This window comes from Bradyrhizobium sp. 132 (genome assembly GCF_023074185.1).
In the GTDB taxonomy this organism is placed as follows: Bacteria; Pseudomonadota; Alphaproteobacteria; order Rhizobiales; family Xanthobacteraceae; genus Bradyrhizobium.
Window position 1 is genome coordinate 47,871 of the sequence record NZ_JADPKY010000027.1, and the last position, 22,117, is coordinate 69,987.

The 22,117-nt window shown below is 65.2% G+C and carries 24 protein-coding genes and 1 riboswitch; of the genes, 14 read left to right on the top strand and 10 right to left on the bottom strand.

What is annotated here, in order from left to right:
* The first annotated feature begins 208 nt into the window (after positions 1-208).
* Together IVA74_RS03525 and IVA74_RS03530 are read left to right on the top strand one after the other, a co-directional pair.
* Positions 209-1,090, top strand: coding sequence for a 3-hydroxybutyryl-CoA dehydrogenase (locus IVA74_RS03525; RefSeq protein ID WP_247339905.1), 882 nt, complete (start codon positions 209-211; stop codon positions 1,088-1,090).
* Positions 1,091-1,310: 220 nt separating this feature from the next.
* The gene (locus tag IVA74_RS03530) at positions 1,311-1,505 is read left to right on the top strand and encodes a hypothetical protein (RefSeq protein WP_247339907.1); all 195 of its coding nucleotides are present in this window, start codon (positions 1,311-1,313) and stop codon (positions 1,503-1,505) included.
* On the opposite strand, the gene IVA74_RS03535 is transcribed toward IVA74_RS03530, so the two are convergent.
* Positions 1,502-2,173, bottom strand: a complete 672-nt coding sequence (locus IVA74_RS03535) for a TlpA disulfide reductase family protein (protein WP_247339989.1) — start codon at positions 2,171-2,173, stop codon at positions 1,502-1,504. The genes IVA74_RS03530 and IVA74_RS03535 overlap by 4 nt on opposite strands.
* 124 nt (positions 2,174-2,297) lie before the next feature.
* Between IVA74_RS03535 and argH the strand changes: the two genes are divergently transcribed.
* The 3 genes from argH to lysA all read left to right on the top strand — a co-directional run bounded on the left by argH (position 2,298) and on the right by lysA (position 5,367).
* Positions 2,298-3,695: an argininosuccinate lyase gene (gene argH, locus IVA74_RS03540; protein WP_247339909.1), complete on the top strand. Its 1,398-nt coding sequence runs from the start codon at positions 2,298-2,300 to the stop codon at positions 3,693-3,695.
* 92 nt (positions 3,696-3,787) lie between these two features.
* On the top strand, positions 3,788-4,078 hold the full coding sequence (locus IVA74_RS03545; protein WP_247323420.1) for a lipoprotein: 291 nt from the start codon (positions 3,788-3,790) through the stop codon (positions 4,076-4,078).
* Positions 4,079-4,101: 23 nt separating this feature from the next.
* The gene (gene lysA, locus IVA74_RS03550; protein ID WP_247339911.1) at positions 4,102-5,367 is read left to right on the top strand and encodes a diaminopimelate decarboxylase; all 1,266 of its coding nucleotides are present in this window, start codon (positions 4,102-4,104) and stop codon (positions 5,365-5,367) included.
* Positions 5,368-5,440: 73 nt separating this feature from the next.
* Here lysA and IVA74_RS03555 read toward each other — a convergent pair whose 3' ends face one another.
* Complete coding sequence (locus IVA74_RS03555; protein WP_247339913.1) at positions 5,441-5,959, bottom strand: SRPBCC family protein; 519 nt, start codon at positions 5,957-5,959, stop codon at positions 5,441-5,443.
* Between the two features lie 183 nt (positions 5,960-6,142).
* Between IVA74_RS03555 and IVA74_RS03560 the strand changes: the two genes are divergently transcribed.
* Together IVA74_RS03560 and IVA74_RS03565 are read left to right on the top strand one after the other, a co-directional pair.
* Complete coding sequence (locus tag IVA74_RS03560; RefSeq protein WP_247339915.1) at positions 6,143-6,841, top strand: helix-turn-helix domain-containing protein; 699 nt, start codon at positions 6,143-6,145, stop codon at positions 6,839-6,841.
* A gap of 134 nt (positions 6,842-6,975) precedes the next feature.
* Positions 6,976-7,302, top strand: a complete 327-nt coding sequence (locus tag IVA74_RS03565; RefSeq protein ID WP_018453248.1) for a DUF1330 domain-containing protein — start codon at positions 6,976-6,978, stop codon at positions 7,300-7,302.
* A 140-nt stretch (positions 7,303-7,442) separates the two neighbouring features.
* Here the strand turns inward: IVA74_RS03565 and IVA74_RS03570 are convergent, their stop codons facing one another.
* Both IVA74_RS03570 and IVA74_RS03575 read right to left on the bottom strand, forming a co-directional pair.
* Positions 7,443-8,342: an NAD(P)-dependent oxidoreductase gene (locus IVA74_RS03570; protein WP_247339917.1), complete on the bottom strand. Its 900-nt coding sequence runs from the start codon at positions 8,340-8,342 to the stop codon at positions 7,443-7,445.
* Positions 8,343-8,441: 99 nt separating this feature from the next.
* Positions 8,442-8,825 (bottom strand): carboxymuconolactone decarboxylase family protein, encoded by a 384-nt coding sequence (locus IVA74_RS03575; RefSeq protein WP_027514149.1) that lies wholly within the window; start codon positions 8,823-8,825, stop codon positions 8,442-8,444.
* A gap of 165 nt (positions 8,826-8,990) precedes the next feature.
* Between IVA74_RS03575 and IVA74_RS03580 the strand changes: the two genes are divergently transcribed.
* Together IVA74_RS03580 and IVA74_RS03585 are read left to right on the top strand one after the other, a co-directional pair.
* The gene (locus IVA74_RS03580) at positions 8,991-10,940 is read left to right on the top strand and encodes a TIGR02302 family protein (RefSeq protein ID WP_247339919.1); all 1,950 of its coding nucleotides are present in this window, start codon (positions 8,991-8,993) and stop codon (positions 10,938-10,940) included.
* On the top strand, positions 10,928-12,082 hold the full coding sequence (locus tag IVA74_RS03585) for a DUF4175 family protein (RefSeq protein WP_247339921.1): 1,155 nt from the start codon (positions 10,928-10,930) through the stop codon (positions 12,080-12,082). Before IVA74_RS03580 ends, IVA74_RS03585 begins: the two co-directional genes overlap by 13 nt.
* A 100-nt stretch (positions 12,083-12,182) precedes the next feature.
* On the opposite strand, the gene IVA74_RS03590 is transcribed toward IVA74_RS03585, so the two are convergent.
* The gene (locus IVA74_RS03590; protein ID WP_211381237.1) at positions 12,183-12,557 is read right to left on the bottom strand and encodes a response regulator; all 375 of its coding nucleotides are present in this window, start codon (positions 12,555-12,557) and stop codon (positions 12,183-12,185) included.
* 59 nt (positions 12,558-12,616) lie between these two features.
* The gene (locus tag IVA74_RS03595; protein ID WP_247339922.1) at positions 12,617-13,498 is read right to left on the bottom strand and encodes an MJ0042-type zinc finger domain-containing protein; all 882 of its coding nucleotides are present in this window, start codon (positions 13,496-13,498) and stop codon (positions 12,617-12,619) included.
* A 191-nt stretch (positions 13,499-13,689) separates the two neighbouring features.
* On the opposite strand from IVA74_RS03595, the gene ftsE reads away from it, so the two are divergent.
* The 4 genes from ftsE (at position 13,690) to IVA74_RS03615 (ending at position 16,883) form a co-directional block, all read left to right on the top strand.
* The gene (ftsE, locus tag IVA74_RS03600; RefSeq protein ID WP_247339925.1) at positions 13,690-14,349 is read left to right on the top strand and encodes a cell division ATP-binding protein FtsE; all 660 of its coding nucleotides are present in this window, start codon (positions 13,690-13,692) and stop codon (positions 14,347-14,349) included.
* On the top strand, positions 14,342-15,310 hold the full coding sequence (locus IVA74_RS03605; RefSeq protein ID WP_247339926.1) for an ABC transporter permease: 969 nt from the start codon (positions 14,342-14,344) through the stop codon (positions 15,308-15,310). The genes ftsE and IVA74_RS03605 overlap by 8 nt, the downstream gene beginning before the upstream one ends.
* 72 nt (positions 15,311-15,382) lie before the next feature.
* Positions 15,383-16,087: a YdcF family protein gene (locus IVA74_RS03610; protein ID WP_247339927.1), complete on the top strand. Its 705-nt coding sequence runs from the start codon at positions 15,383-15,385 to the stop codon at positions 16,085-16,087.
* A 22-nt stretch (positions 16,088-16,109) separates the two neighbouring features.
* The gene (locus tag IVA74_RS03615; RefSeq protein ID WP_247339929.1) at positions 16,110-16,883 is read left to right on the top strand and encodes a lysophospholipid acyltransferase family protein; all 774 of its coding nucleotides are present in this window, start codon (positions 16,110-16,112) and stop codon (positions 16,881-16,883) included.
* Here IVA74_RS03615 and IVA74_RS03620 read toward each other — a convergent pair.
* Positions 16,880-17,491: a gamma-glutamylcyclotransferase gene (locus IVA74_RS03620; RefSeq protein ID WP_247339932.1), complete on the bottom strand. Its 612-nt coding sequence runs from the start codon at positions 17,489-17,491 to the stop codon at positions 16,880-16,882. The two genes, IVA74_RS03615 and IVA74_RS03620, sit on opposite strands and share 4 nt — an antisense overlap.
* Before the next feature lie 111 nt (positions 17,492-17,602).
* Here IVA74_RS03620 and IVA74_RS03625 point away from each other — a divergent pair, with 111 nt between their 5' ends.
* Positions 17,603-18,787, top strand: coding sequence for a DUF2125 domain-containing protein (locus tag IVA74_RS03625; protein ID WP_247339936.1), 1,185 nt, complete (start codon positions 17,603-17,605; stop codon positions 18,785-18,787).
* A 106-nt stretch (positions 18,788-18,893) separates the two neighbouring features.
* Here the strand turns inward: IVA74_RS03625 and IVA74_RS03630 are convergent, their stop codons facing one another.
* The 3 genes from IVA74_RS03630 to IVA74_RS03640 are packed head-to-tail and all read right to left on the bottom strand — an operon-like array spanning position 18,894 to position 21,803.
* Positions 18,894-19,829, bottom strand: coding sequence for a prephenate/arogenate dehydrogenase family protein (locus IVA74_RS03630; RefSeq protein ID WP_247339938.1), 936 nt, complete (start codon positions 19,827-19,829; stop codon positions 18,894-18,896).
* Positions 19,826-20,920, bottom strand: coding sequence for a histidinol-phosphate transaminase (hisC, locus tag IVA74_RS03635; RefSeq protein WP_247339941.1), 1,095 nt, complete (start codon positions 20,918-20,920; stop codon positions 19,826-19,828). Before hisC ends, IVA74_RS03630 begins: the two co-directional genes overlap by 4 nt.
* Before the next feature lie 34 nt (positions 20,921-20,954).
* Positions 20,955-21,803: a chorismate mutase gene (locus IVA74_RS03640; protein ID WP_247339951.1), complete on the bottom strand. Its 849-nt coding sequence runs from the start codon at positions 21,801-21,803 to the stop codon at positions 20,955-20,957.
* Positions 21,804-22,004: 201 nt separating this feature from the next.
* A riboswitch (SAM riboswitch) is annotated at positions 22,005-22,084 on the top strand.
* Positions 22,085-22,117: the final 33 nt, after the last annotated feature.

Here is a 22,117-nt window from a genome sequence, read left to right on the forward strand (position 1 = left end):
ACGCGTAAAAACACCGGCCGGAGGTATAAACTCCGGCCGGTGTTGCTTTTTGAGGCGTTTTCTTTGGCGTGGGGCACGCCTTCGAAGCGATCCAATCTAGGTTTCGAGGCAGGATTCTGATCTAATCGAGTTTCTGATTAAATCAGACTTCCCGGCTCAGGGGATAGGCAGGCGCGGTTAGCAGCGCGCCGTTCCGGTGGATGATATTATGGCGGCAGTAATCAAGAAGGTCGGCGTGATCGGCGCTGGGCAGATGGGCAGTGGCATCGCGCATGTCGCTGCGCTGGCCGGTTTCGACGTCGTGCTCAACGACATTTCGGCCGACCGCCTCAAGTCAGGCATGGCCACGATCAACGGCAATTTGGCGCGCCAGGTCTCCAAGAAGGCCGTCAGCGAGGACGACAAAGCCACGGCGATGGCGCGTATCGTGGCCGGCGAGAAGCTGGACGATCTCGCGGACTGCGATCTCGTGATCGAGACCGCGGTCGAGAAGGAAGAGGTCAAGCGCAAGATTTTCCACGAGCTCTGTGCGGTGTTGAAGCCGGAGGCGATCGTCGCCTCCGATACCTCCTCGATCTCGATCACGCGGCTTGCCGCCGCCACCGACCGGCCCGAGCGCTTCATCGGCATTCACTTCATGAATCCGGTGCCGCTGATGGAGCTGGTGGAGCTGATCCGCGGCATCGCCACCGACGACCACACCTTCGAGGCGTCCAAGGAATTCGTCGCCAAGCTCGGCAAGCAGGTCGCGGTCTCCGAGGATTTCCCGGCCTTCATCGTCAACCGCATCCTGCTGCCGATGATCAACGAGGCGATTTACACGCTGTACGAAGGCGTGGGTAACGTCGAGGCGATCGACGCGGCGATGAAGCTCGGGGCGCATCATCCGATGGGCCCGCTGGAGCTCGCCGATTTCATCGGCCTCGATACCTGTCTGTCCATCATGCAGGTGCTGCACGAGGGTCTCGCCGACTCCAAATATCGTCCGTGCCCGCTGCTGGTGAAATACGTCGAGGCGGGCTGGCTCGGCCGCAAGACCCAGCGCGGCTTCTACGACTACCGCGGCGCTAAGCCGGTTCCGACAAGGTAGAGGGGTCTTGTGCCCTGGACGCAGCGCGAAGCGCTGCAGGCCGGGAGCCCAGAGGCCGCGTGCAGGCTGAAGCATGGATCCCGGCTCTGCGTCGCGTCATAGCATGCCGCGCCGCGTCCGGGACACGGGCACCGCCCATCCTGCCTGCATCCGCTTCGTGACAATTCATGTCGCGTTAACCGCTCGCCTCTAGGTTACGCCCAGTACGAGGGTTCGCGTAATGGACATGATGGCAATGGTCAGCAGCATGCTGGCCGCTCAGCAAGGCGCGCTGCAGTCGAATATCTCGGCGACGCTGATGAAGCAGAGCGCGGATGCAGAGAAATCCACCGTCCTGACGCTGCTCGGCGCCGGACAACCTTCGCTCGCCAATGTCGGTGCCGGCGTCGGCGGCAATCTCAATATTTCCGCCTAGAATGCCGCGGCCGCCTTGCCCGTCGCTGCCCGGATCAGCTTGAGCGCGTCCTCGCTTGCCCATTCCGCCGGTCCCGCGATCGTCGCGATCTCGCAACCTTGCGGGTCGACCAACACCGAGGTTGGCATGCCCAGCGCCCGGCCTATCGCCTTAAGATCCTGAAAAACCTTGGCTTTCTGATCGTTGAAATAGCCGAGCCGGGTCAGGCTGGCCTCCTTCAGGAAGGTCTTGGGCTTCTCGGAGTCGCGGGTGTCGATATTGATCGCCACCACCTCGAAATTGGGGCCCGAAAGCTTGCCCTGAAGCTCGTCCAGCGCCGGCATCTCCTTGCGGCAGGGCACACACCAGGTGGCCCAGAGATTTACCAGAAGCGTCTTGCCGCGGAAGTCGGACAGCTTCTTCGGCTTGCCGTCGGCGTCTTCGAAGGCGAGGTCCGGCAGTTTCAACGGCGCGCTCGCCATGGTCAGGGCCGCCAGCTCGCCATGGGCGAGGGGGGCGATCCTCGAGGCCGTCGCCACGGCCGCCCGACAGGCCGGATCGCCGGATGGAGCCCGGCTCAGGCCCAGCCCGTACAGCGCAGCAAAGCCTGCCAGGCCCCCGACCACCACGGTGGCGATGACGACGGGGATCCGGCGCGTGGCTAACCGCGCTTTCCTTGAGTCGAGCATGTCGTTGGGGTCGAGCATATCGTTTGTCATCCGGTCGCAGATATGGCTATCAGAGGCCTCTTAATACGGCTGGCAGCAGTCAGCAAACGTGCGGCGGCGACAGGCAAGGCGTGAGCAGGCGATCATGAGCAACAAGATGTGGGGCGGCCGGTTCTCGGAACGTCCCGACGAGATCATGGAAGAGATCAACGTCTCCATAGACGTCGATCGTCACCTCTTTGCCCAGGACATTGCCGCGTCCAAGGCCCACGCCGCGATGCTTGCCGCACAGGGCATCATCACGGCCTCTGATGCGAAAAATATCGGCAAGGGTCTAGACACGATTTTGTCAGAGATCGGCAAGGGCAGCTTCGAATTCAAGCGTGCGCTCGAGGACATTCACATGAATGTCGAGAGCCGCCTGTCCGAGCTGATTGGCCCGGCCGCCGGCCGTCTCCACACCGCGCGCTCGCGCAACGATCAGGTCGCGACTGATTTCCGTCTCTATGTCCGCGATGTTCTCGATGCGACCGACGCCGCGCTCGCCGCGTTCCAACAGGCGCTGGTGGAGCGCGCGCTGGAGCATGCCGGAACGGTCATGCCCGGCTTCACTCATCTGCAGACCGCGCAGCCCGTGACCTTCGGTCATCATCTGCTCGCTTATGTCGAGATGGCCGCGCGCGATCGCGGCCGTTTCCAGGATGCGCGCAAGCGGCTCAACGAATCTCCGCTCGGAGCTGCCGCGCTCGCCGGCACCTCATTCCCGATCGATCGGCACGCCACGGCGAAGGCGCTCGGTTTTGATCGTCCGATGGCGAATTCGCTCGATGCGGTTTCCGATCGCGACTTCGTGCTGGAGACGCTGTCGGCGGCCTCGATCTGCGCCGTGCACATGTCGCGCTTTGCCGAGGAGATCGTGATCTGGACCTCGCCGCTGGTGGGCATGATCCGCCTCAGCGACAAGTTCACCACCGGATCTTCGATCATGCCGCAGAAGCGGAATCCTGACGCCGCCGAGCTGGTGCGCGCCAAGACCGGCCGCGTCATCGGCGCGCTCAACGGCCTGCTGATCGTGATGAAGGGTCTGCCGCTCGCCTATCAAAAGGACATGCAGGAGGACAAGCAGGGCGCCATGGAAGGCTTCGCCGCGCTGTCGCTCGCGATCCGCGCCATGACCGGCATGGTCCGCGATCTCGTCCCCGATGAAGCGAAGATGAAGCTTGCTGCAGGCGAAGGCTACGCCACCGCGACCGACCTTGCCGACTGGCTGGTGCGGACGCTGAAGATGCCGTTCCGCGAGGCCCACCACGTCACCGGCCGCATCGTCGCGAAAGCCGCCGAGGGCGGCGTGGCGCTGCACGAACTGCCGCTGAGGGAGATGCAGGCGATCGAACCTGACATCACGAAAGACGTGCTCGGCGTGCTCTCGGTCGAATCGTCGGTGAAGAGCCGGACCAGCTTTGGCGGCACCGCGCCGAAGAACGTGGCATCGCAGGCCAAGGCCTGGCTGAAGCGGTTGGAAAAAGAGCGAAAATTGGGCTGAGGGGCAAAATTTCGCTTATGTTTCATGGTCATCCGGCTCTCGCCAGAGCGCGCCAATCTCTGTATGGTGCGCCGCATAGTGGGGATTTCGTCGTGACGTCAAAGTTTCGCCCGGCCGGCTCGGGGTGGGCCATCATTGTCTTGAGCCTGACGGCGCTCGCGCTTGCCGGCTGTGGCCGCAAGGGCCCGCTGGATCTGCCGCCGACCGCCTCCAGCGCGTCCACGGCCAACGTCGCGCCGCCGACCGACACCGAGACCGAAGCCCAGAAGACGCCGAGCGTGTTCAATCCCACCTACGGTGCGGACGCCGCGCCGGCGGCGACCAAGGGCAAAAAGAGACCGTTCATCCTCGACCCGCTCCTGGACGAAAGACCCAGCCGATAGGCTGGAGCAACCGAGCCAACGCCATGAACCATTTCGACTATCGCAACGGCGTGCTGCACGCCGAGGCGGTGAACCTGTCCGAGCTGGCTGCAACCGTCGGCACGCCGTTCTATTGCTATTCGACCGCAACGCTTGAGCGGCACTATCGCGTTTTCACCGACGCCTTCGCCGGCGAGAAGGTGCTGGTCTGCTACGCCATGAAGGCGAACTCCAACCAGTCGGTGCTGCGCACGCTGGCCAAGCTGGGGGCCGGCGCGGACGTGGTCTCCGGCGGCGAATTGAAGCGCGCGCTGGCCGCCGGCATCCCGGCAAGCAAGATCCTGTTCTCCGGCGTCGGCAAGACGGAAGACGAGCTACGAGCGGCGCTGGCCGCCGACATCCTCTGCCTCAACGTCGAATCCGAGCCCGAGCTCGAGCTGCTGTCGCGGCTCGCGACCGAGGCGGGCAAGACCGCGCGCATCTCGATCCGCGTCAATCCTGATGTCGATGCCGGCACGCACGCAAAGATTTCGACCGGCAAGTCCGAGAACAAGTTCGGCATCCCTATCGCCTATGCCCGCGAGGTCTATGCGCGCGCCGCGAAGCTGCCGGGCATCGAGGTCACAGGTACCGACGTGCATATCGGCAGCCAGATCACCGACCTCTCCAAGATGGAGATCGCGTTCCGCATCCTCTCCGAATTCGTGCAGACGCTGCGCGCCGACGGCCACAACATCTCGCATGTCGATTTCGGCGGCGGTCTCGGCATTCCCTATTACATGGATCGCGAGGCGCCGCCGGCGCCGGACGTCTATGCCGCCATGGTCAAGCGCGTCAGCCACAATCTCGGCTGCACGCTGATGTTCGAGCCGGGCCGGATGATCGTCGGCAATGCCGGCATCCTCGTCGCCAAGGTCATCTATGTGAAGCACGGTGACGGCAAGAACTTCGTCATCATCGACGCCGCCATGAACGATTTGATCCGTCCGACACTGTATGAAGCCCATCACGACATTTTGCCGGTGACACAGCCGGCGAAGGGCGCGGCCACGATCGCGGCTGACGTCGTCGGCCCGGTCTGTGAGACCGGCGACTACATCGCCCTCGATCGCACTTTGCCGACGCCGAAGCCTGGCGATCTCCTCGCCATCATGACCGCAGGCGCCTACGGCGCGGTGCAGGCCGGCACCTACAACACGCGGCCGCTGGTGCCCGAGGTGCTGGTGAAGGGCGATCAATTCGCCGTCGTGCGTCCGCGCATCGAGGTCGAGCAGCTGATCGCGATGGATACGCCGGCGCCGTGGCTGTGAGCATCACGTCGGCGCCTTGCGCCCGATGAACGCGGACACCGTCCGCGCTCATCCAGCCGGCTGGGCGTCCGGCCTACTTCTTGAACTTGTCCCTGATCGAGGCGAGGCCGGAATCGTAGACCCCGCTCAGGGCGTCGATCGCGTCCTTCTCCTTGCCGGGAACGGGCGTATAGATTCCGGTCCAGGTCACCACCGATACCGCCTCGCCCCTCGCGGTGACTTTGATGGTCGACTTGTACTGGCTCACCGGCAACGGGCTGGTCAGGAATGCGTAGGAATAGCTGTAGCTTCTGTCGTCGCGCCCGGTCTGCGCCTCGACGAACGCGGCCTTTCCGTCCTTGGTCACGAGCGTTCGGGTCGGCGGCGATTTGCCGTCCTCGATGCACATGCCGACCGGCGGCAGCCAGTCCTTGATCGCGCAGAATGGACCGATGACAGACCACACCTCGGCCGCTGCGCCGCTGACCTCAATGCTGCGCGTCAGGTTGGCTGCGGAAGCCGGCATCACGGCGGCGCTAAGGCCGATCACGCAAATCGCCGCCTTGCTTAGCGAGGCAAGGGGTCTGAACGCCGCTGAAACGTGCTTCTTCATATCAATCTCCGTTGTCTGATGGACCGCGACGGCGGCCGGTCTGGATTGCAATGCCGGTCGGATAGACGATGCCCGCCGTCCGCGGCCAGTTCAGCAAATGAACCGAGCGCAATACAGAATCTGAACTAGGAAGCCGCGCGCATCGGCACTAAGGTTCCGCTCTCGCTTGTCATGGAGGCCCGCATGACCATCGGCAGCTACAGGCAGTTCTGTCCGGTCGCGATGGCGGCCGAGATATTATGCACGCGCTGGACCGTCGTGCTGCTACGTGAACTCGTCGCCGGCTCGACCCGGTTCAACGAGTTGCGCCGCGGCGTTCCGCGCATGTCGCCTGCGCTGCTTTCGCAGCGCCTGAAGGAGCTCGAAGCCGCAGGCATCGTCATCCGCCAGCCGTCGGCTTCCGAGCGCGGCGTGATCGAGTATCAGCTGACCGCCGCCGGACGCGAACTCGGTCCCATCGTCGAGGCGTTCGGCATCTGGGGGCAGCGCCGCATCGAATCGGATCTGTCGCTTCAGCATCTCGATGTCCAGCTGCTGATGTGGGACATGCGGCGGAATCTGAACACGACTCCGATGCCGAGCCGCCGCAGCGTGCTGCAGTTCGCCTATCCGGAATTGCCCTCAACGCAGCGATTGTGGTGGCTGATTGTCGATCCCGACGACAGCGTCGACCTCTGCTCGATTGATCCCGGTTTCGACGTCGATCTTTACGTGTCGGTTGATCTGCGCACCATGACGGCGATCTGGATGGGGCTCGATACCGTGCGCGCGGCCATCGCCAGCCGGCGGATGCTGCTTACCGGCGAACGGCAGCTTGCCGCAGCCATGCAAAGCTGGCTGGGCCTCAGCCCGTTCGCCAAGGAACGCAAGCTGGCGAGCTGATGCAGGGCGGCTCGATTCAGTATTTATATCGCCCCGCTACAGTTCCCGTACTGGCGAGCCGCCGCCGTGTTCTGGCACCCAAGTCATGCCCGCCCCTATCAAGGCGGAGCTGAACTCGAGCCAGGAGACACGACATGACAGCGTATCTGATCGCGGACATTAAAGTGACTGACGGAAAGTGGGTGCCGGATTACGCGGCGTCCGTCCACGAACTGGTGCACAAGCACGGCGGCAAATATCTTTCCCGCAGCGGCAACGTGAAAACCCTCGAAGGTGCTCCCCTCGATACCTCCCTGATTGCCATCATGTCGTTTCCCACGGCGAAGGCAGCGGAATCCTTCGTGACCGATCCGGCCTATGGCCGCTTCGCCGCGGCGCGACGGGGCGGCAGCGAGAGCCGCTTCCAGCTGATCGACGACACCGATCTGGCCGGCACGATTCCCTACCTCGCCAAGGCTTGAGCCGCATCTTCGTAAGATATCGGACCCGGCCGCAGGCGCACACCGTGCCCGGCCCACACATAGGCTTCCTTCCACGCTCGATCGACCGAGCCAAGCAGCGCAGCGCAGTGCCAGTCACCAGCGCTGCGCTTGCGCCGGCGCTAGCTGCGGGCGGTTGTCTCGCCAACCACAACACCCGCCTTCTTCTCGATCGGCTTGATCGCCGCGGTGAAATCGGACTCGGCGCCTTCGGCGCTGATCACGGTCTCCCACAACCGGCCGACCGCATCCGCGACCTCCATCGACAGGCCGAGCTGCTTCATCTCCTCCAGCGCCAGCCGCACGTCCTTCACCATCAGTCCGGTGGCGAAACCGAAGTCGAACGTTCGCGGCAGCACCACGCGCGGAAATTTGTCGCGGCTCGCGGTGTTCATGCCGGACCCGGCATTGATGACGTCGATCATCACGGCGGGATCGAGCCCGGCTTTCACGCCCATCACGACGGCTTCCGACGTCGCCACCATCGCGGTTGCCGATAGGAAGTTGTTGGCGAGCTTCATGGTCTGCGCCGCGCCTGGCTTCTCGCCGATGAAGAACACCTTCCCGATGACGTCGAGCGCGGGCTTGAGCAGTTCGAAGTCTGCTTTCGGCCCCGAGACCATCACCGCCAGCGTGCCCTTCTCGGCACCACCGACGCCGCCGGAGACAGGGCAGTCGATCTGCACGATGCCATGCTTGGCGAGCAGGCCGTGAATCTTCGCCGCCATCTGCGAGCCGACGGTGGAGAGATCGATGAAGCGTTTTGCGCGGCTTCCCTCGATCACGCCGTTCGGCCCCGTCGCAACCGCGAGCGAAGCCTGCAGCGAGGGCAGGCTTGCCATGACTGTCTCGACCTGGTCGGCCACGTCTTTCGGTGATGTCGCAGCGCTGGCGCCGCGCGCCACCAGCTTGTCGAGGACCTCTTGGCGCGTGTCGAACACGATCAGCTTGTGTCCCGCCTCGATCAGCCGCCGCGCCATCGGGAAACCCATGTTTCCGAGGCCGATGAATCCGATGTCCATGGTGTTTTCCTTCCCGTCGTCATTGCGAGGAGCGAAGCGACGAAGCTTTGCTTCGCTCGCAACGACGGAGCAATAGAGTTAAGAGCGGTTTAGTCTAGCTCACGCCTTCCCGTCGATCTCCGCGAACACCTCGCGCGCGATGCGAAAACTGTCGACCGCCGCCGGCATGCCGCCATAGATTGCGACCTGCATCAGAATCTCGCGGATCTCGTCCCGGCTGACGCCGTTGGTCAGTGCGCCCTTCAGATGCGCGCGGAATTCGTGCTGGCGGTTGAGGATCGCGATCATCGCGATGTTGAGCATGCTGCGGGTCTTGCGCGGCAACTCCTCGCGGCCCCACACCGTGCCCCAGCAATATTCGTTGAGCATCTCCTGGAACGGACGGTTGAAATCATCGACGCTCTTCAGGGCGTTGTTGACATAGGCCTCGCCCAGGACCGCTTTGCGGACTTCCAGGCCCTTGTCGTGCATCTTCTTGTCCATGGCGTTTCCTTCGGTTTCCTTGGATGGCGGCGCGGAAATTAGGGGGTTGCGGCGGGGCAGTCACGTCCTCGTGTTATGCGGGAAAAGGGGTGTCTCCCGCACAGGAACGGATGCCTCAGTGCTGCCGTTGTGGTAGCTTCTCTACCGGGCAACCTGGAGAGTTGATTGAACGGCGTCATCCCCGAGCCGTCAGACCCGATCCGCGATGGCGACGCTCTGTCGCGGCTGAAGCTGGCGCAGGCCCTGAAGCGGGCCACTTATGCCATCGCGTGGGAGCGTGGCTGGCCGAATCTGGCACGGCTTCTCACCGTCGTCGGCCTGTTCCTGGTGGTGTCCTGGGCCGGCCTCTGGCTGGTGCTGCCGTTCGTTGCCCGCGCTATCGGTCTCGTCGTTTTCGCCGGAATGGCGATTGCCGTCCTGTTCCCGGTGCGTCGCTTCCGCTGGCCGAGCCGCGAGGAGGCGCTTGCCCGGCTCGACCGCGGCTCCGGCATCCGTCATCGGCCGGCCACCACCCTCACGGACACGTTGAGCTCGCGGGATCCGGTTGCGCAGGCGTTGTGGCAGGCACAGCGCGAGCGCACGCTGGCTTCGATCAGGCGCATCCGCGCCGGTCTGCCGAACCCGCGGCTCGCTCTGCATGATCCCTGGGCGCTCCGCGCGCTGGTCATGGTGATGCTGGTAGCGACCTTCTTCGCCGCCGGCGACGAGCGTGCGATGCGGCTGGGCGCAGCCTTCGACTGGAACGGCGTGCTGGCGCCGACCAACGTTCGCGTTGACGCCTGGGTCACGCCGCCGCTCTACACCGGCAAGCCGCCGGTCATCCTGTCGGCCGCCAACAAGGAGGCCGCGGCGCTGCCCGCCAGCGGCCCGCTTGCCGTTCCCGCCGGCTCGACCCTGATCGTGCGCTCCTCCGGCGGCAGCCTCGATGTCGTGATCTCCGGCGGCCTCAAGGAGGTCGCCCCCGCTGAAGCCACGCCCAAGGGCACCAACGAGAAGCATTTTGCCATCACCGGTGACGGCACCGCGCATGTCCGCGCGCCCTCCGGCCAGCCGCAATGGGCGTTTGCGGCAACGCCGGACCGCGCGCCGACGATCGCCCTTGTGAAGGATCCCGAGCGTCAGGCCCGCGGTGGGCTCCAGCTCTCCTACAAGATCGAGGACGATTACGGCGTCACCGGCGCCGCCGCGCAAATCGGCCTGCGCCCCGCCGAAGCCAAAGACGGCAGCAAGGATGCCGACACCAAGGATGCCGACACCAAGGTCGCCGCGCGGCCGCTGTTCCAGCCGCCGCAATTCCCGCTCGTACTGCCGAATGCGCGTACCCGCAACGGCGTCGGCCAGACGGTGAAGGACCTCAGCGAGGACCCCTATGCCGGCGCCGACGTCACGCTGACCCTCACCGCCAAGGACGAGGCCGGCAACGAGGCCAAAAGCGAACCCTTCAACATGCGCCTGCCCGAGCGGTTGTTCACCAACTCGCTCGCGCGCGCGCTGATCGAGCAGCGCCGCATCCTCGCGCTCGACGCCAACAAGAACTCGGATGTCTATGCCGCGCTCGACGCGCTGATGATCGCGCCCGAATTGTTCACGCCGGATGCAGGCTGCTATCTCGGCCTGCGCAGCCTGGCGCTCCAGGTGGAAGCCGCCCGCACCGACGACGCGCTGCGCGAGGTGGTGGGAAGCATGTGGGCGTTTGCGGTCACCATCGAGGACGACGGTGTCGCCGGCAGCGTCAACGCCGCGCTGCGCTCCGCGCAGGATGCGCTCAAGCGGGCGCTGGAACGCGGCGCCAGCGAGGAGGAGATCAAGGCGCTGACGCAAAAGCTGCGCGAGGCGATGGCCGGCAAGGTGCGCGATCTCGCGCGGCGCGCCGAGCAGAATCCGCTTGGACCCCGGCAGCCGTTCCCCGCAGAGGTTCAGCTCATTCTCGACAAGTCGGTCGAGCTGCGACAAAAGACCCAGCATGCCACGCCCGAGCAGCTCGAAGAGCTGGCGCAGCAGCAGGACGTCTTGCGCCAGCAGCTGCAGGCCTATCGGAAGTCGGCGGGCAGCCGGGCGAAGGGGGGCGAGGACGGGGCCAATCAGTTTACGCGGGACCGGAAATGCGGAAGCTAGCGCGCGTGCCAGCCTTGAAGGCGATGTCGATCGCCTGTCTCGCCCTCCTCCTGGGAGGCTTTCCCGCTGCGGTCTCGGCCCAGCAGGATCAGGATCCCGACGCGCTGCTCGACAGCGCGGAAAAGGCGATGCAGGAGTCCGGCGACAGTCTCAGGCAAAAGGAGTCCGGACGCAGCCTGAACAACCAATCCGATGCGATTCAGAAGCTCGAGGACTACAAGCGCGCGACGGAAAAAAGCCAATCCTCCAATCGCGATCGTTCCGTCATCACGCAACGCGACCTGGACGAGCTCTTGAAACAGATCGAGAAGGCGGCGCGCGAAGGCAATCGCGAGGCGGCCCAGCGCATGCTCGAGCAGCTCGCGCAGATCATGGAAAATCTCCAGATGGCGCAGCCCGGGCAATCCGGCGACAGCGACATGGAGCAGGCGCTCAACGAGCTTAGCGACATGATCCGCAAGCAGCAGCAATTGCGCGACAAGACTTTCAAGCAGGGCCAGGACTCCCGGCGTGAGCGCTCGCGCGGCAAGCAGCAGGGCGACCAGTCGATGTCGGACCTCCAGCAGGATCAGCAGTCGCTGCGCGACCGCCTGAAGAAGCTGCAGGACGAGCTCGCCAAGCGCGGCCTCACGCAGAAGGGGCAGAAGGGTCAGAATCAGAAAGGCCAGAAGGGTCAGCAAGGTGAGCAGGGACAGCCGGGCCAGGATGGCGATCAGGACGGCGACCAGGGTGATGACGACGGCAGTCTGGACGCTGCCGACGGGGCCATGGGCGATGCCGGCTCGCAGCTTGGCGAGGGCAATTCCGACGGCGCCGTGGACGCGCAAGGGAAAGCTCTCGACGCCTTGCGCAAGGGCGCGCAGAAGATGGCCGAGGCGATGCAGCAGGGCGATGGCGACGGGCAGGGCGATGGTCCCGGCAATCGTGCCGGCCGTCAGCAGAGCGGCGGCAATCAGACCGATCCGCTCGGCCGCCCCCTTCACGGCCGCGATCTAAGCGACGACTACACGGTCAAGATCCCCGGCGAGATCGACGCCCAGCGCGTCCGCCGCATCCTCGAAGAGCTCCGCCGCCGCTTAGGGGATAGCTCGCGCCCGCAGATCGAGCTCGACTATATCGAGCGGCTGCTGAAGGATTTTTAGAGGCTGCCGCAGCTTTCGTCGCCCGGATGCGCGCAGCGATATCCGGGGCCGCCGGTCCCGCATGTCGCCGCGCTCATGTGGGCTACAATCCTGCCCGCCGCTATGCTTTCTTCGCCGCCAGCGCATCTGCCACCGCCGTGCGGATGTCGGCGACCGAGAACGGCTTGGTCACGACGTCATGCACCAGCGCGTTGAGATTCGAGGCGCGCTCGCGCTGGTCGGCAAAGCCGGTCATCAGCAGAATGGTCAGATCGGGGAAATCGCGTGCGACGGAAAGCGCCAACGCGATGCCGTCCATCACCGGCATCTGGATGTCGGTGAGCAGCAGGTCGAATGCGCCGTCCGCGCGGGTCAGGATTTCAAGCGCCTCGGCGCCGTCCTGCGCGGTGACGATCTCATGGCCGTCCATGGCGATGGCGCGCGCCACCAGCTGGCGCATCGAATCCTCGTCGTCGGCGATCAGGATTTTGGGCATGAGACCAACCTTGAGACCAACCTCGCGACCAGCTTTTCCTGCGAGAGCTGCAAAATCGATTATACGCTGCCGCCGGTGATGTCGCGCCGGTTGAAGAAGCGAACGTCGATATTGCGGCCCTCCGGCGGCGGCGAGGCCAGGCGCGAGCGGAAGAAGGCGCGCTCGCCGGGCTGTAGCACGGTCTGCTCCAGAACCGTGTTCCAGGCGTAGATCTCAGCGCCTTGCGCGTCGCGCACCGCGAAGCGCAGCCGGGGAATGTCGAGCGGCTTCTTGCCCTGGCCCACGATCACGCCCTCGATCACCAGCACTTGCTTACCGTCCACGGTCTCGCTGGAAAGCTTGACGTCCTTGAAGGCCAGCGCGCGCAGATTAACTTCGAGGCCGACCATCTTGTAGAATGCGGCCGTCTGCGGCAGCAGCCGCACCATGTCGCCGCGCCAGATCATCAGCGCCAGCACCAGCGCGCCCATGGCGGCGCAGGCTGTCGGCAGGCCGAAATGGGATTTTCGCGGCGCCGTGACGGCGACCGGACGGCTCACCCGCGCGCCGCGCCGGCGGCCGAACAGGCCGCGGAACCAGGATTGGTGCTGTTCGCCGACGACTTCCTCCTCGGCGGACCGGGCCGCCGCCGACCATTCGTCCTCGGTGTCCCTCGCCTCCTCGTCCGGCCAGTCACTGGCGATCGAGGGGCTGTCGACAACGGGCGCATCGGCGGCGCCGTCGTCCCGGGCATAGGAGTTCCACTGCTCGGCGAGATCGGCCTGGTCGTCGGCCTGGCTGGCCGCGGCCATTGCCGGGATGGACGCCTCCTCGATGGCATTCTCGGCATGGGCAACCCAGGTCTCCTTGCAACGGGAGCAGCGGACCGTCCGTCCGTTCACCCCGAGGCTCGCAAGCTTGATGGCGTAGGATGTCGTACAATGAGGGCAGACGATATGCATGGACGAGCCTTGATGCATGGACGGGACTTGACGATGACACGGTCGCGCAGAACCGAGGGGCAGGAATGCTGCCAATTATGCTACAGGGCGACCGTTAACGAACCGGAAACCATAACGGTCGCAAAACCCGTTGATCGCGTGTGGCGGAGCACAGCCGCGTCGCCCGCGCCCTCTCTCGAACGGAGCTGAACTTGGTTCGGTTCGAAAATGTCGGACTGCGTTACGGCCTGGGGCCCGAGGTCCTGCGCGACCTCAGCTTCCATATCCCGGCGCATTCCTTTCAATTTCTCACCGGCCCGTCCGGCGCCGGCAAAACCTCGCTGCTGCGCCTGTTGTTCCTCTCGCATCGACCGACGCGCGGCCTCGTCAATCTGTTCGGCCACGACATCTCGCAGCTCGGCAAGGACGAGGTCGCGGATCTGCGCAAGCGCATCGGCATCGTGCTCCAGGATTTCCGCTTGCTCGACCACATGACGACATATGAGAACGTCGCGCTGCCGTTCCGCGTCATGGGCCGCAGCGAATCGAGCTACCGCAAGGAGGTCATCGACCTCCTGAAATGGGTCGGGCTTGGCGAGCGCATGGACGCGCTGCCGCCGATCCTGTCCGGCGGCGAGAAGCAGCGCGCGGCGATCGCGCGCGCCGTGATCTCGCGGCCGCAGCTGCTGCTGGCAGACGAGCCGACCGGCAGCGTCGATCCGACGCTCGGCCGTCGCCTGCTGCGGCTGTTCATCGAGCTCAACAAATCGGGCACCGCCGTCATCATCGCCACCCACGATATCGCCCTGATGGACCAGTACGAGGCGCGCCGCTTCGTGCTGCACCAGGGACGGCTGCACGTCTATGAGTAGGCCCGACGAGCGTGGCGTGCTGGTCGACCTCGGACAGGAGCGTCCGCAGCTGCCGGCCAAGGCGCGCAACATGTCGCCGATCGTGCCGCGCGCCTCGATCCATGGCCGCGCGCTGGTCGCCGTCGTCGCCATCATGACCTTCCTGGCGTCGATGACGACCGGCACGGTGCTGCTGGTGAGCGCCTCCGCCGCCGAATGGCAGTCGGACGTTGCGAGCGAAATCACCATCCAGGTCCGGCCGCAGACGGGACGCGATCTCGAACGCGACACCGCGGCGGTGACCGAGGCCATGCGCGCGCAAGCCGGCATCGTCGAGGTCAAGCCGTTCACCAAGGACGAGAGCGGCAAGCTGCTCGAGCCCTGGCTCGGCACCGGCCTGTCGCTGGACGATCTGCCGGTGCCGCGCATGATCATCGCGCGCGTGCAACCCGGCGCGCCGCTCGATCTCGGCGCCTTGCGCGCCCGCGTGACCCAGGTGGCGCCAAGCGCCAGCGTCGACGATCACCGCGCCTGGATCGAGCGCATGCGCTCGATGACCAACGCCACCGTGCTCGCCGGCCTCGGAATCCTCGCGCTCGTCATTATCGCCACCATCATCTCGGTGTCGTTCGCGACCCGCGGCGCCATGGCGGCGAACCGTCCGATCGTCGAGGTGCTGCACTTCGTCGGTGCCGGCGACCGTTATATCGCCAACCGCTTCCTGCGCCATTTCCTCAGGCTGGGGCTTGAGGGCGGCGTCATCGGCGGCGGCGCCGCCATGCTGGTGTTCGGCTTCTCCGAGTCGATTGCAGGCTGGTTTTCCGGCACCCCCGTCGGCGACCAGTTCGCCGCGCTGCTCGGCACCTTCTCGCTACGACCGTCGGGCTACATCGTGCTCGCGGTGCAGGCCGTGCTGATCGGCGCCATCACCGCAGTCGCCTCGCGCCAGACACTGTTCGCGACACTGAACGATGTCGATTGAGGCCGATAAACCGGACTCCACTTCGCCTCAAAACGTCCTAAAATCATCCGGGGAAGGGACCACCGACATCGCATGACCGCGCCGACCGACGATCGATCGCCGAAACTGCCGCGCGGTTGGCTGCGCGCGGCCGTGATGTCGACGATTGCGCTCGCCTTCGTCGGTGCGGCGGCGGGCTTCATCGCGTTCCTGTCGCAATTGCGCGGCGCCGAGATCGCGCCGGACCGCAAGGCGGACGGCATCGTGGTGCTGACCGGCGGCTCCTCGCGGGTCTCCGATGCGATGGAGCTGCTCGCTGCCGGCTACGGCAGGAGGCTCCTGATCTCCGGCGTGCACCCGACCTCGACGGCGAGCGACATCTCCCGGACGTTGCCGGAGAGCCAGTCCTTCATGCGTTGCTGCGTCGATCTCGACCGCAGCGCGGTCTCGACCCGCGGCAATGCCGCGGAAGCGCGGCGCTGGGCCGAGGGGCGCGGCTTCAAATCGCTGATCGTGGTCACCTCGAACTATCACATGCCCCGCGCGCTGGTGGAATTCTCGCATGCGATGCCGGAGACTACATTGATCCCGTTCGTGGTGGTCGGCGAAAAATGGCGCGAGGAGCCGTGGTGGACCTCGGCGTCCACCTTGCGGCTGCTGCTGTCCGAATATGTCAAGTACATCGCGGCCGAGCTCAGGGTGCGATTGGAGGATTTCGGGATTGACCTTTCGCCCGAGATGTCGGAGCAGCCTCCCGGGCTGCAGCCGAAGCGTCCCGCCACCGCACAGGCCAATTGATCGGCAATTGATTGGATCCTCGATGTTCTTGATTTTCCTGCGATCGCTCGTGTTCAACGTGCTGTTCTACACCGTGCTGGTGTGCCTCGCGATCGTTGCGCTGCCGACCTTCGCATTGCCGCCGCGCGCCATGCTCACGGTCGCGCAATGGTGGGCGAAGGCGACGCTGTTCCTGATGCGGGCGGTCTGCAACATCAAGGTGGAATTCCGCGGCGTCGAGAAGATCCCGACGGGGCCATTGGTGATCGTCGCGAAGCACCAGTCGTTCTGGGAGACGTTCGTCTTGCCCGGCTTCTTCGATCGCCCGATCTTCATCCTCAAGCGTCAGCTCATGCAGATCCCGGTGTTCGGCCAGTTCCTGGTCAAGACCGGGATGATCGCGATCGACCGCAACGCCGGCGTCAAGGCGCTGCTGGACATGACGCGGCGGGCGCGTGAGGCGGTGCGCAGCGGCGCGCAGCTCGTGATCTTTCCCGAAGGCACGCGCCGCGCACCGGGCGCGCCACCGGACTACAAGACCGGCTTTGCGCAGATCTATTCGTCCTGCGGCGCGCAGTGCCTGCCGATCGCGCTCAATTCAGGCCTGTTCTGGCCGCGCCGCACCTTCATGCGCTATCCCGGCACGCTGGTGGTGGAGTTCCTCGATCCGCTGCCGCCGGGCCTGCGGAAGGACGAGTTTCTCTCCCGCGTGCAAACGGCGATCGAAGACGCGACCGGCCGCCTCGTCGAAGCGGGCCGCAAGGAGCAGGAGCAGTTGATGGGCAATTCGCCGAGCTACGCGCCGTCGGAGAATTAGCGGCTCTCTCGATCTTCTGTGGGAGCCGGCGCGTGCGGGGAATGCGCATCACCATGCAGCATGGTCGCGAGCTGATGCAGCTGCGTGTCGCGAAAGCCTTCGGCCTCAATTGCTTTCACCGTCGCGGTCACGTAGTCGCGGTTGGCGCCGGACTGGCCGTGGCCCTGGAGCACGTGGCGATGCTGGTCGGTGAGCGACAGCCGACCGGCATATTGCACGTGGCCGCGGTCGACGACATAGGCGAGCGCGGAGACGCGCTGCCGCGCGTCGTTCTCCAGCCACACCGAGCGCATGACTTCGCGATAGACCGACGTGACCTGCTCGCGCGCGCGCAAATAGGCGACCACATCGACGCGGCTCTTCTCGGCAACACGGAAGGCGATGCCGCGGCAGGCGCCGCCGCGGTCGAGCCCAAGCACCAGACCCGGCTTTTCGGGCGTACCACGGTGCACGAAGGAATAGACGCAGAGCGCGCGATGCTCGCCGACCAGCCGCGCCGGGACGCGTTCCTCGAATTCGAAGCCCGGCCGCCATATTAGCGAGCCGTAGCCGAACACCCAGAGGTCGCCTTTGGCTGCGGTGACGGAGGGAAGGGTGGTTTCCGACATTTCGGGCACGGCTACCAGAACCGCGCTCGCAAGCGAAGCGAATTCTCCGTCTTTCGTCGTGGCTGTACCTCGCTTACATTTGACAAAATCAGGGGTCAAAGGGATCGCCGCATGTCCGATATGACCGTTGCCGCAGGCCGGCGCTCCCGTTGGGGCCTTTTCATTGCCCCCATTATCCTCCTGATCCTCGCCGTCGCGTGGAGCGGCTTCTGGTTCTATGCCGCGTCGCAGGCCGAAATCGCCGCCGACGCCTGGCGCGCGCAGGAGGCCAAATCCGGCCGCATCTATGATTGCGCGAAGCGCTCGATCGCAGGCTTCCCGTTCCGCTTCGAGGTCCAATGTTCCGGCGCCAGCGTCGCTCTGGTATCGCAGAACGCCAGCAAGACGCCGTTCACGGCGAAGCTCGACAACATCCTGGTCGTCGCCCAGGTCTACGATCCCAAGCGCATCATCGCCGAGTTCTCTGCGCCGGCAACGCTCACCGACGGCGTCACGCAAAGCACTTTCGTGGTGAACTGGAGCAAGGGTCGCAGCAGCGTGGTCGGCCTGCCCGCCGTGCCCGAGCGCGCCTCCGTCGTATTCGACGATCCCACCGTCAACCGGCTCGACGGCACGGTGCAGGTGCCGCTCGCGCGCGCAAAACAGGTCGAGCTGCATGGACGCCTCGCGGACGGATCGCCGTCCGATCATCCCGTGATCGAGACCGTGGTTCAGATCGCGCAGGGCAGCATCCAGGGCGTTCATCCGCTGCTCGCCGAGCCGTTCGAGGCCGACACGCGGGCGAAGATCACCGGTCTGTCCGACCTCACGCCAAAGCCGTGGCCGCAGCGCTTCCGCGAGATCCAGGCCGCCGGCGGCCATATCGAGATCGTGCAGTCGCGGATCCAGCAGGGCGAGATGATCGCGGTCGCGGCCGGCACGCTTGGGCTCTCGGCCAATGGCCGACTCGACGGTGAATTGCAGATGACGGTGACGGGCCTCGAGCGCGTGATCCCCGCGCTCGGCATCGAGAAGATGCTGGAGGAGGGTGTGCCGCAGGCCACTCTCGATCGCGTCGCCCCCGGCGTGAAGTCGCAGGACCTCAACAATCTGTTCGGTGCACTCGACCGTGCCGTTCCCGGGCTCGGCAAGGTCATCAAGCAGAATGCCAATGCCGGCGTTGCCGCCGGCATCAATTCGATCGGCACCGAGAGCACGCTGGAAGGCAAGAAGGCCCGCAGCTTCCCGCTGAAATTCGTCGACGGCGCTGTGCTGCTCGGCCCGATCAAGGTCGGCCAGATCCCGCCGCTGTATTGATTCCTCCGTCATTGCGAGCGAAGCGAAGCAATCCAGACTTTCTCCTCGGAAACAGTCTGGATTGCTTCGTCGCTGCGCTCCTCGCAATAAGGAGGTGAGAGGGTGGCTACGGCTTTTTCAGCGCCGCATGCGGCCGGCCGAAGTCGGGCGCGGCCGAATCCTGGCCGATTTCGACGATGCCGCGGCGGATGGCGCGGGTGCGGGTGAAATGGTCGAACAGCGCCTCGCCGTCGCCGCGGCGGATTGCACGCGTCAGCTTGGCGAGGTCCTCGGTGAAGGTGCCGAGCATCTCCAGCACGGCTTCCTTGTTGGCGAGGAACACGTCGCGCCACATCGTCGGATCGGACGCGGCGATGCGGGTGAAATCGCGAAAGCCGCCGGCGGAGAACTTGATGACCTCGGACTCCGTCACCTGCTGGAGCTCGTCGGCGGTGCCGACGATGGTGTAGGCGATCAGATGCGGCAAATGGCTGGTGATCGCGAGCACCAGATCATGATGATCCGGCGTCATGACCTCGACCTTGGCGCCCATCGCCGCCCAGAACCCGCGCAGACGATCGGTGGCAGCCGCATCAACGCCTTCCGGCGGCGTCAGGATGCACCAGCGGTTGATGAAGAGCTCGGCGAAGCCTGAATCGGGGCCCGAATGCTCGGTGCCTGCGACGGGATGCGCCGGCACGAAATGGATGCCTTTCGGCAAATGCGGCGCCATGTCCCTGACAATAGCGCCCTTGACCGAGCCGACGTCGGAGATGATCGCGCCGGGCTTGAGATGCGCGGCGATCTCCTGCGCCACCGGCCCGCAGGCGCCGACGGGAATGCAAAGGATGACCAGATCGGCGTCCTTCACCGCCTCTGCATTGGTCGCGACGACCTGGTCGACGATGCCGAGCTCCATCACGCGTGCGCGCGTCTTCTCCGAGCGCGCGGTGGTGACGATTTCGCCGGCCAGGCCCTGGAGCTTCGCAGCACGGGCGATCGAGCCGCCGATCAGGCCGAAGCCGATCAGCGCGACGCGCTGGAAGTGCGGGGTCGCGCTCATCTGCCGGCCATGAAGTCGCGCAGGCCCTCGACGACGAGACGATTGGCCTCCTCGGTGCCGATGGTCATGCGCAGCGAATACGGCAGGCCGTAGTTCTTTAACCCGCGCAGCACCAGCCCGCGCTTGGTGAGGAAGGCGTCGGCCGCGTCCGAGGTCTTGCCCTCGGTCGGGAAGTGGATCAGCACGAAATTGGCGACGCTCGGCGTCACCTTCAGCCCGAGCTTGCCGATCTCCTCGGTTAGCCAGTTGCGCCAGGTCTCGGTGAATTGCTTCGACATGGCTTGGTGGCCGGTGTCCTCGATCGCGGCAACGGCAGCGTACATCGCCGGCGTCGACACGTTGAAGGGTCCGCGGATGCGGTTGACCGCGTCGATGATGTGCTCGGGGCCGAACATCCAGCCGATGCGCAGCGCCGCAAGACCATGGATCTTGGAGAAGGTGTGCGTCACGACCGTGTTCTCGGTGGTGGCGACGAGCTCGATCCCCATCTCGTAATCATTGCGCGAGACGTAGTCGCAATAGGCTGCGTCCAGCACCAGCAGCACGTGCGAGGGCAGGCCGGCGCGCAGGCGCTTGACCTCGTCGAACGGGAGATAGGTGCCGGTCGGGTTGTTGGGGTTGGCGAGCCAGACCAGTTTTGTCCGCGGCGTCACGGCCTTGAGAATGGCGTCGACGTCGGAGGTGAGGTTCTTCTCCGCTGCAACGACGTTCCTGGCGCCGACCGCCATGGTCGCGATCGGGTAGACCAGGAAGCCGTGCGTGGTGGAGATCGCCTCGTCGCCTTGGCTGAGATAGGTGTGGGCGAGCAGATTGAGGATCTCGTCCGAGCCGGCGCCGCAGATGATGCGATTGGGATCGAGCCCGAAGGTGCGCCCGATCGCTTCGCGCAGCACGCGCGAGGTTCCTTCCGGATAGTCTTCCAGATGATCCGCAACGTTCTTGAACGCCTCGATCGCCTTCGGCGACGGCCCGAACGGCGTCTCGTTGGCCGAGAGCTTGAAGACCTTGCGGCCCGGCTCTGCCACCGGGCTCTTGCCGGGCGTGTAGGGCGCAATATCGAGAATGCCGGGATTCGGCACGGGGCGGGACATCTTCAACTCCGGAGTGGCTTAGGCGGTTCGCGACTTACGATTTCGACCCGGTCGGGGGCACCGTATAGCGCGTTGCATGGCTGCCGACGAGGGCCGTGGAGCGCACCGAGGCCCCCGCCTCGATCAGGGCAGTCTTGATTTTGTCGAGGCTGCTCGTCGCGGTGACCGAGACCAGCAGCGCGGCGCCGTCGAAGGCGGTATCGGGCACGGCCACGATCTCGGCGAGCGGCGACAGGGCGCGCGCGACCTCGGCGTTCCACCCCGACACGCGCACGCTGAAGGTCTCGACCTCCGTCACCAGGGCGCTGTCGGCGACGCGCGAGACCGCAAACACGGGCAACGCCGCCGGATGGTCCGCGCGCTCGACGAAGGGCAGCCGCGCGATGATCTTTGGCGCACCGGCTTCTTCCAGCGACAGCCACCATGGCGTGCGGCTCGAGGTCGCCGAGACCAGTCCCAGATCGCCCTTGGACTTCGCGACGGCCTCGACCGCCGCCTGCGCGCTGAAATGCGCGACGTAAGGCACGGTGAAGCCGAAATGGAATCGCGCGGAATCGCGCATGGCCGGCTCGCTTGCCGAGATGTCGGCGTGCACCGAGAACGGCGCCTGGACATAGGTAAAGGTCGCGATGATGACGCGCCAGATGCTCTCGACCGTGTCGAGCGGCAGGATGCCGCGATGACGCTGGACGAGGTCACGCATCATGGAAGCCTCGCGCGCCGGACGGAACGCCGAGCCGACCTCCTGGGTCTGCTTCACCTGGATCAGGCGATCGATGATGTCGCCGCGCTGCATCAACAGACGGTGCATGCCCTCGTCGATCGCGTCGATCTCCTTGCGCAATTCCTGGAGAGATGGTGGCGCGGGCGGACGTTGGGACATGTCTGACAGGCGTTGTTGAGGGCGTTCCAATGCGGATCAGTCGAGCCGACACCGCTGCTATCTGTCCTGATTAGGCAGTCAGGGCCGCGAAAGCAAAGAGAAATGCAAAGGGAAATGGGACCCGTTCCGCCGATGGCGCGACAGGCGAATTTGGTTGATCCGGGCCGCGACTTGACGAAAACCGTCCAAGACGGTAGCTTTTACGCGTTCCGTGGTCATTTGAGCCGGCCGGCTTGCAGCCACGTTAAAAAACTCGCTAAACAGGCCGGGGACCCTTTCGATCCCGGCCGAACCTATCGTTCAGGCCGGGTTTT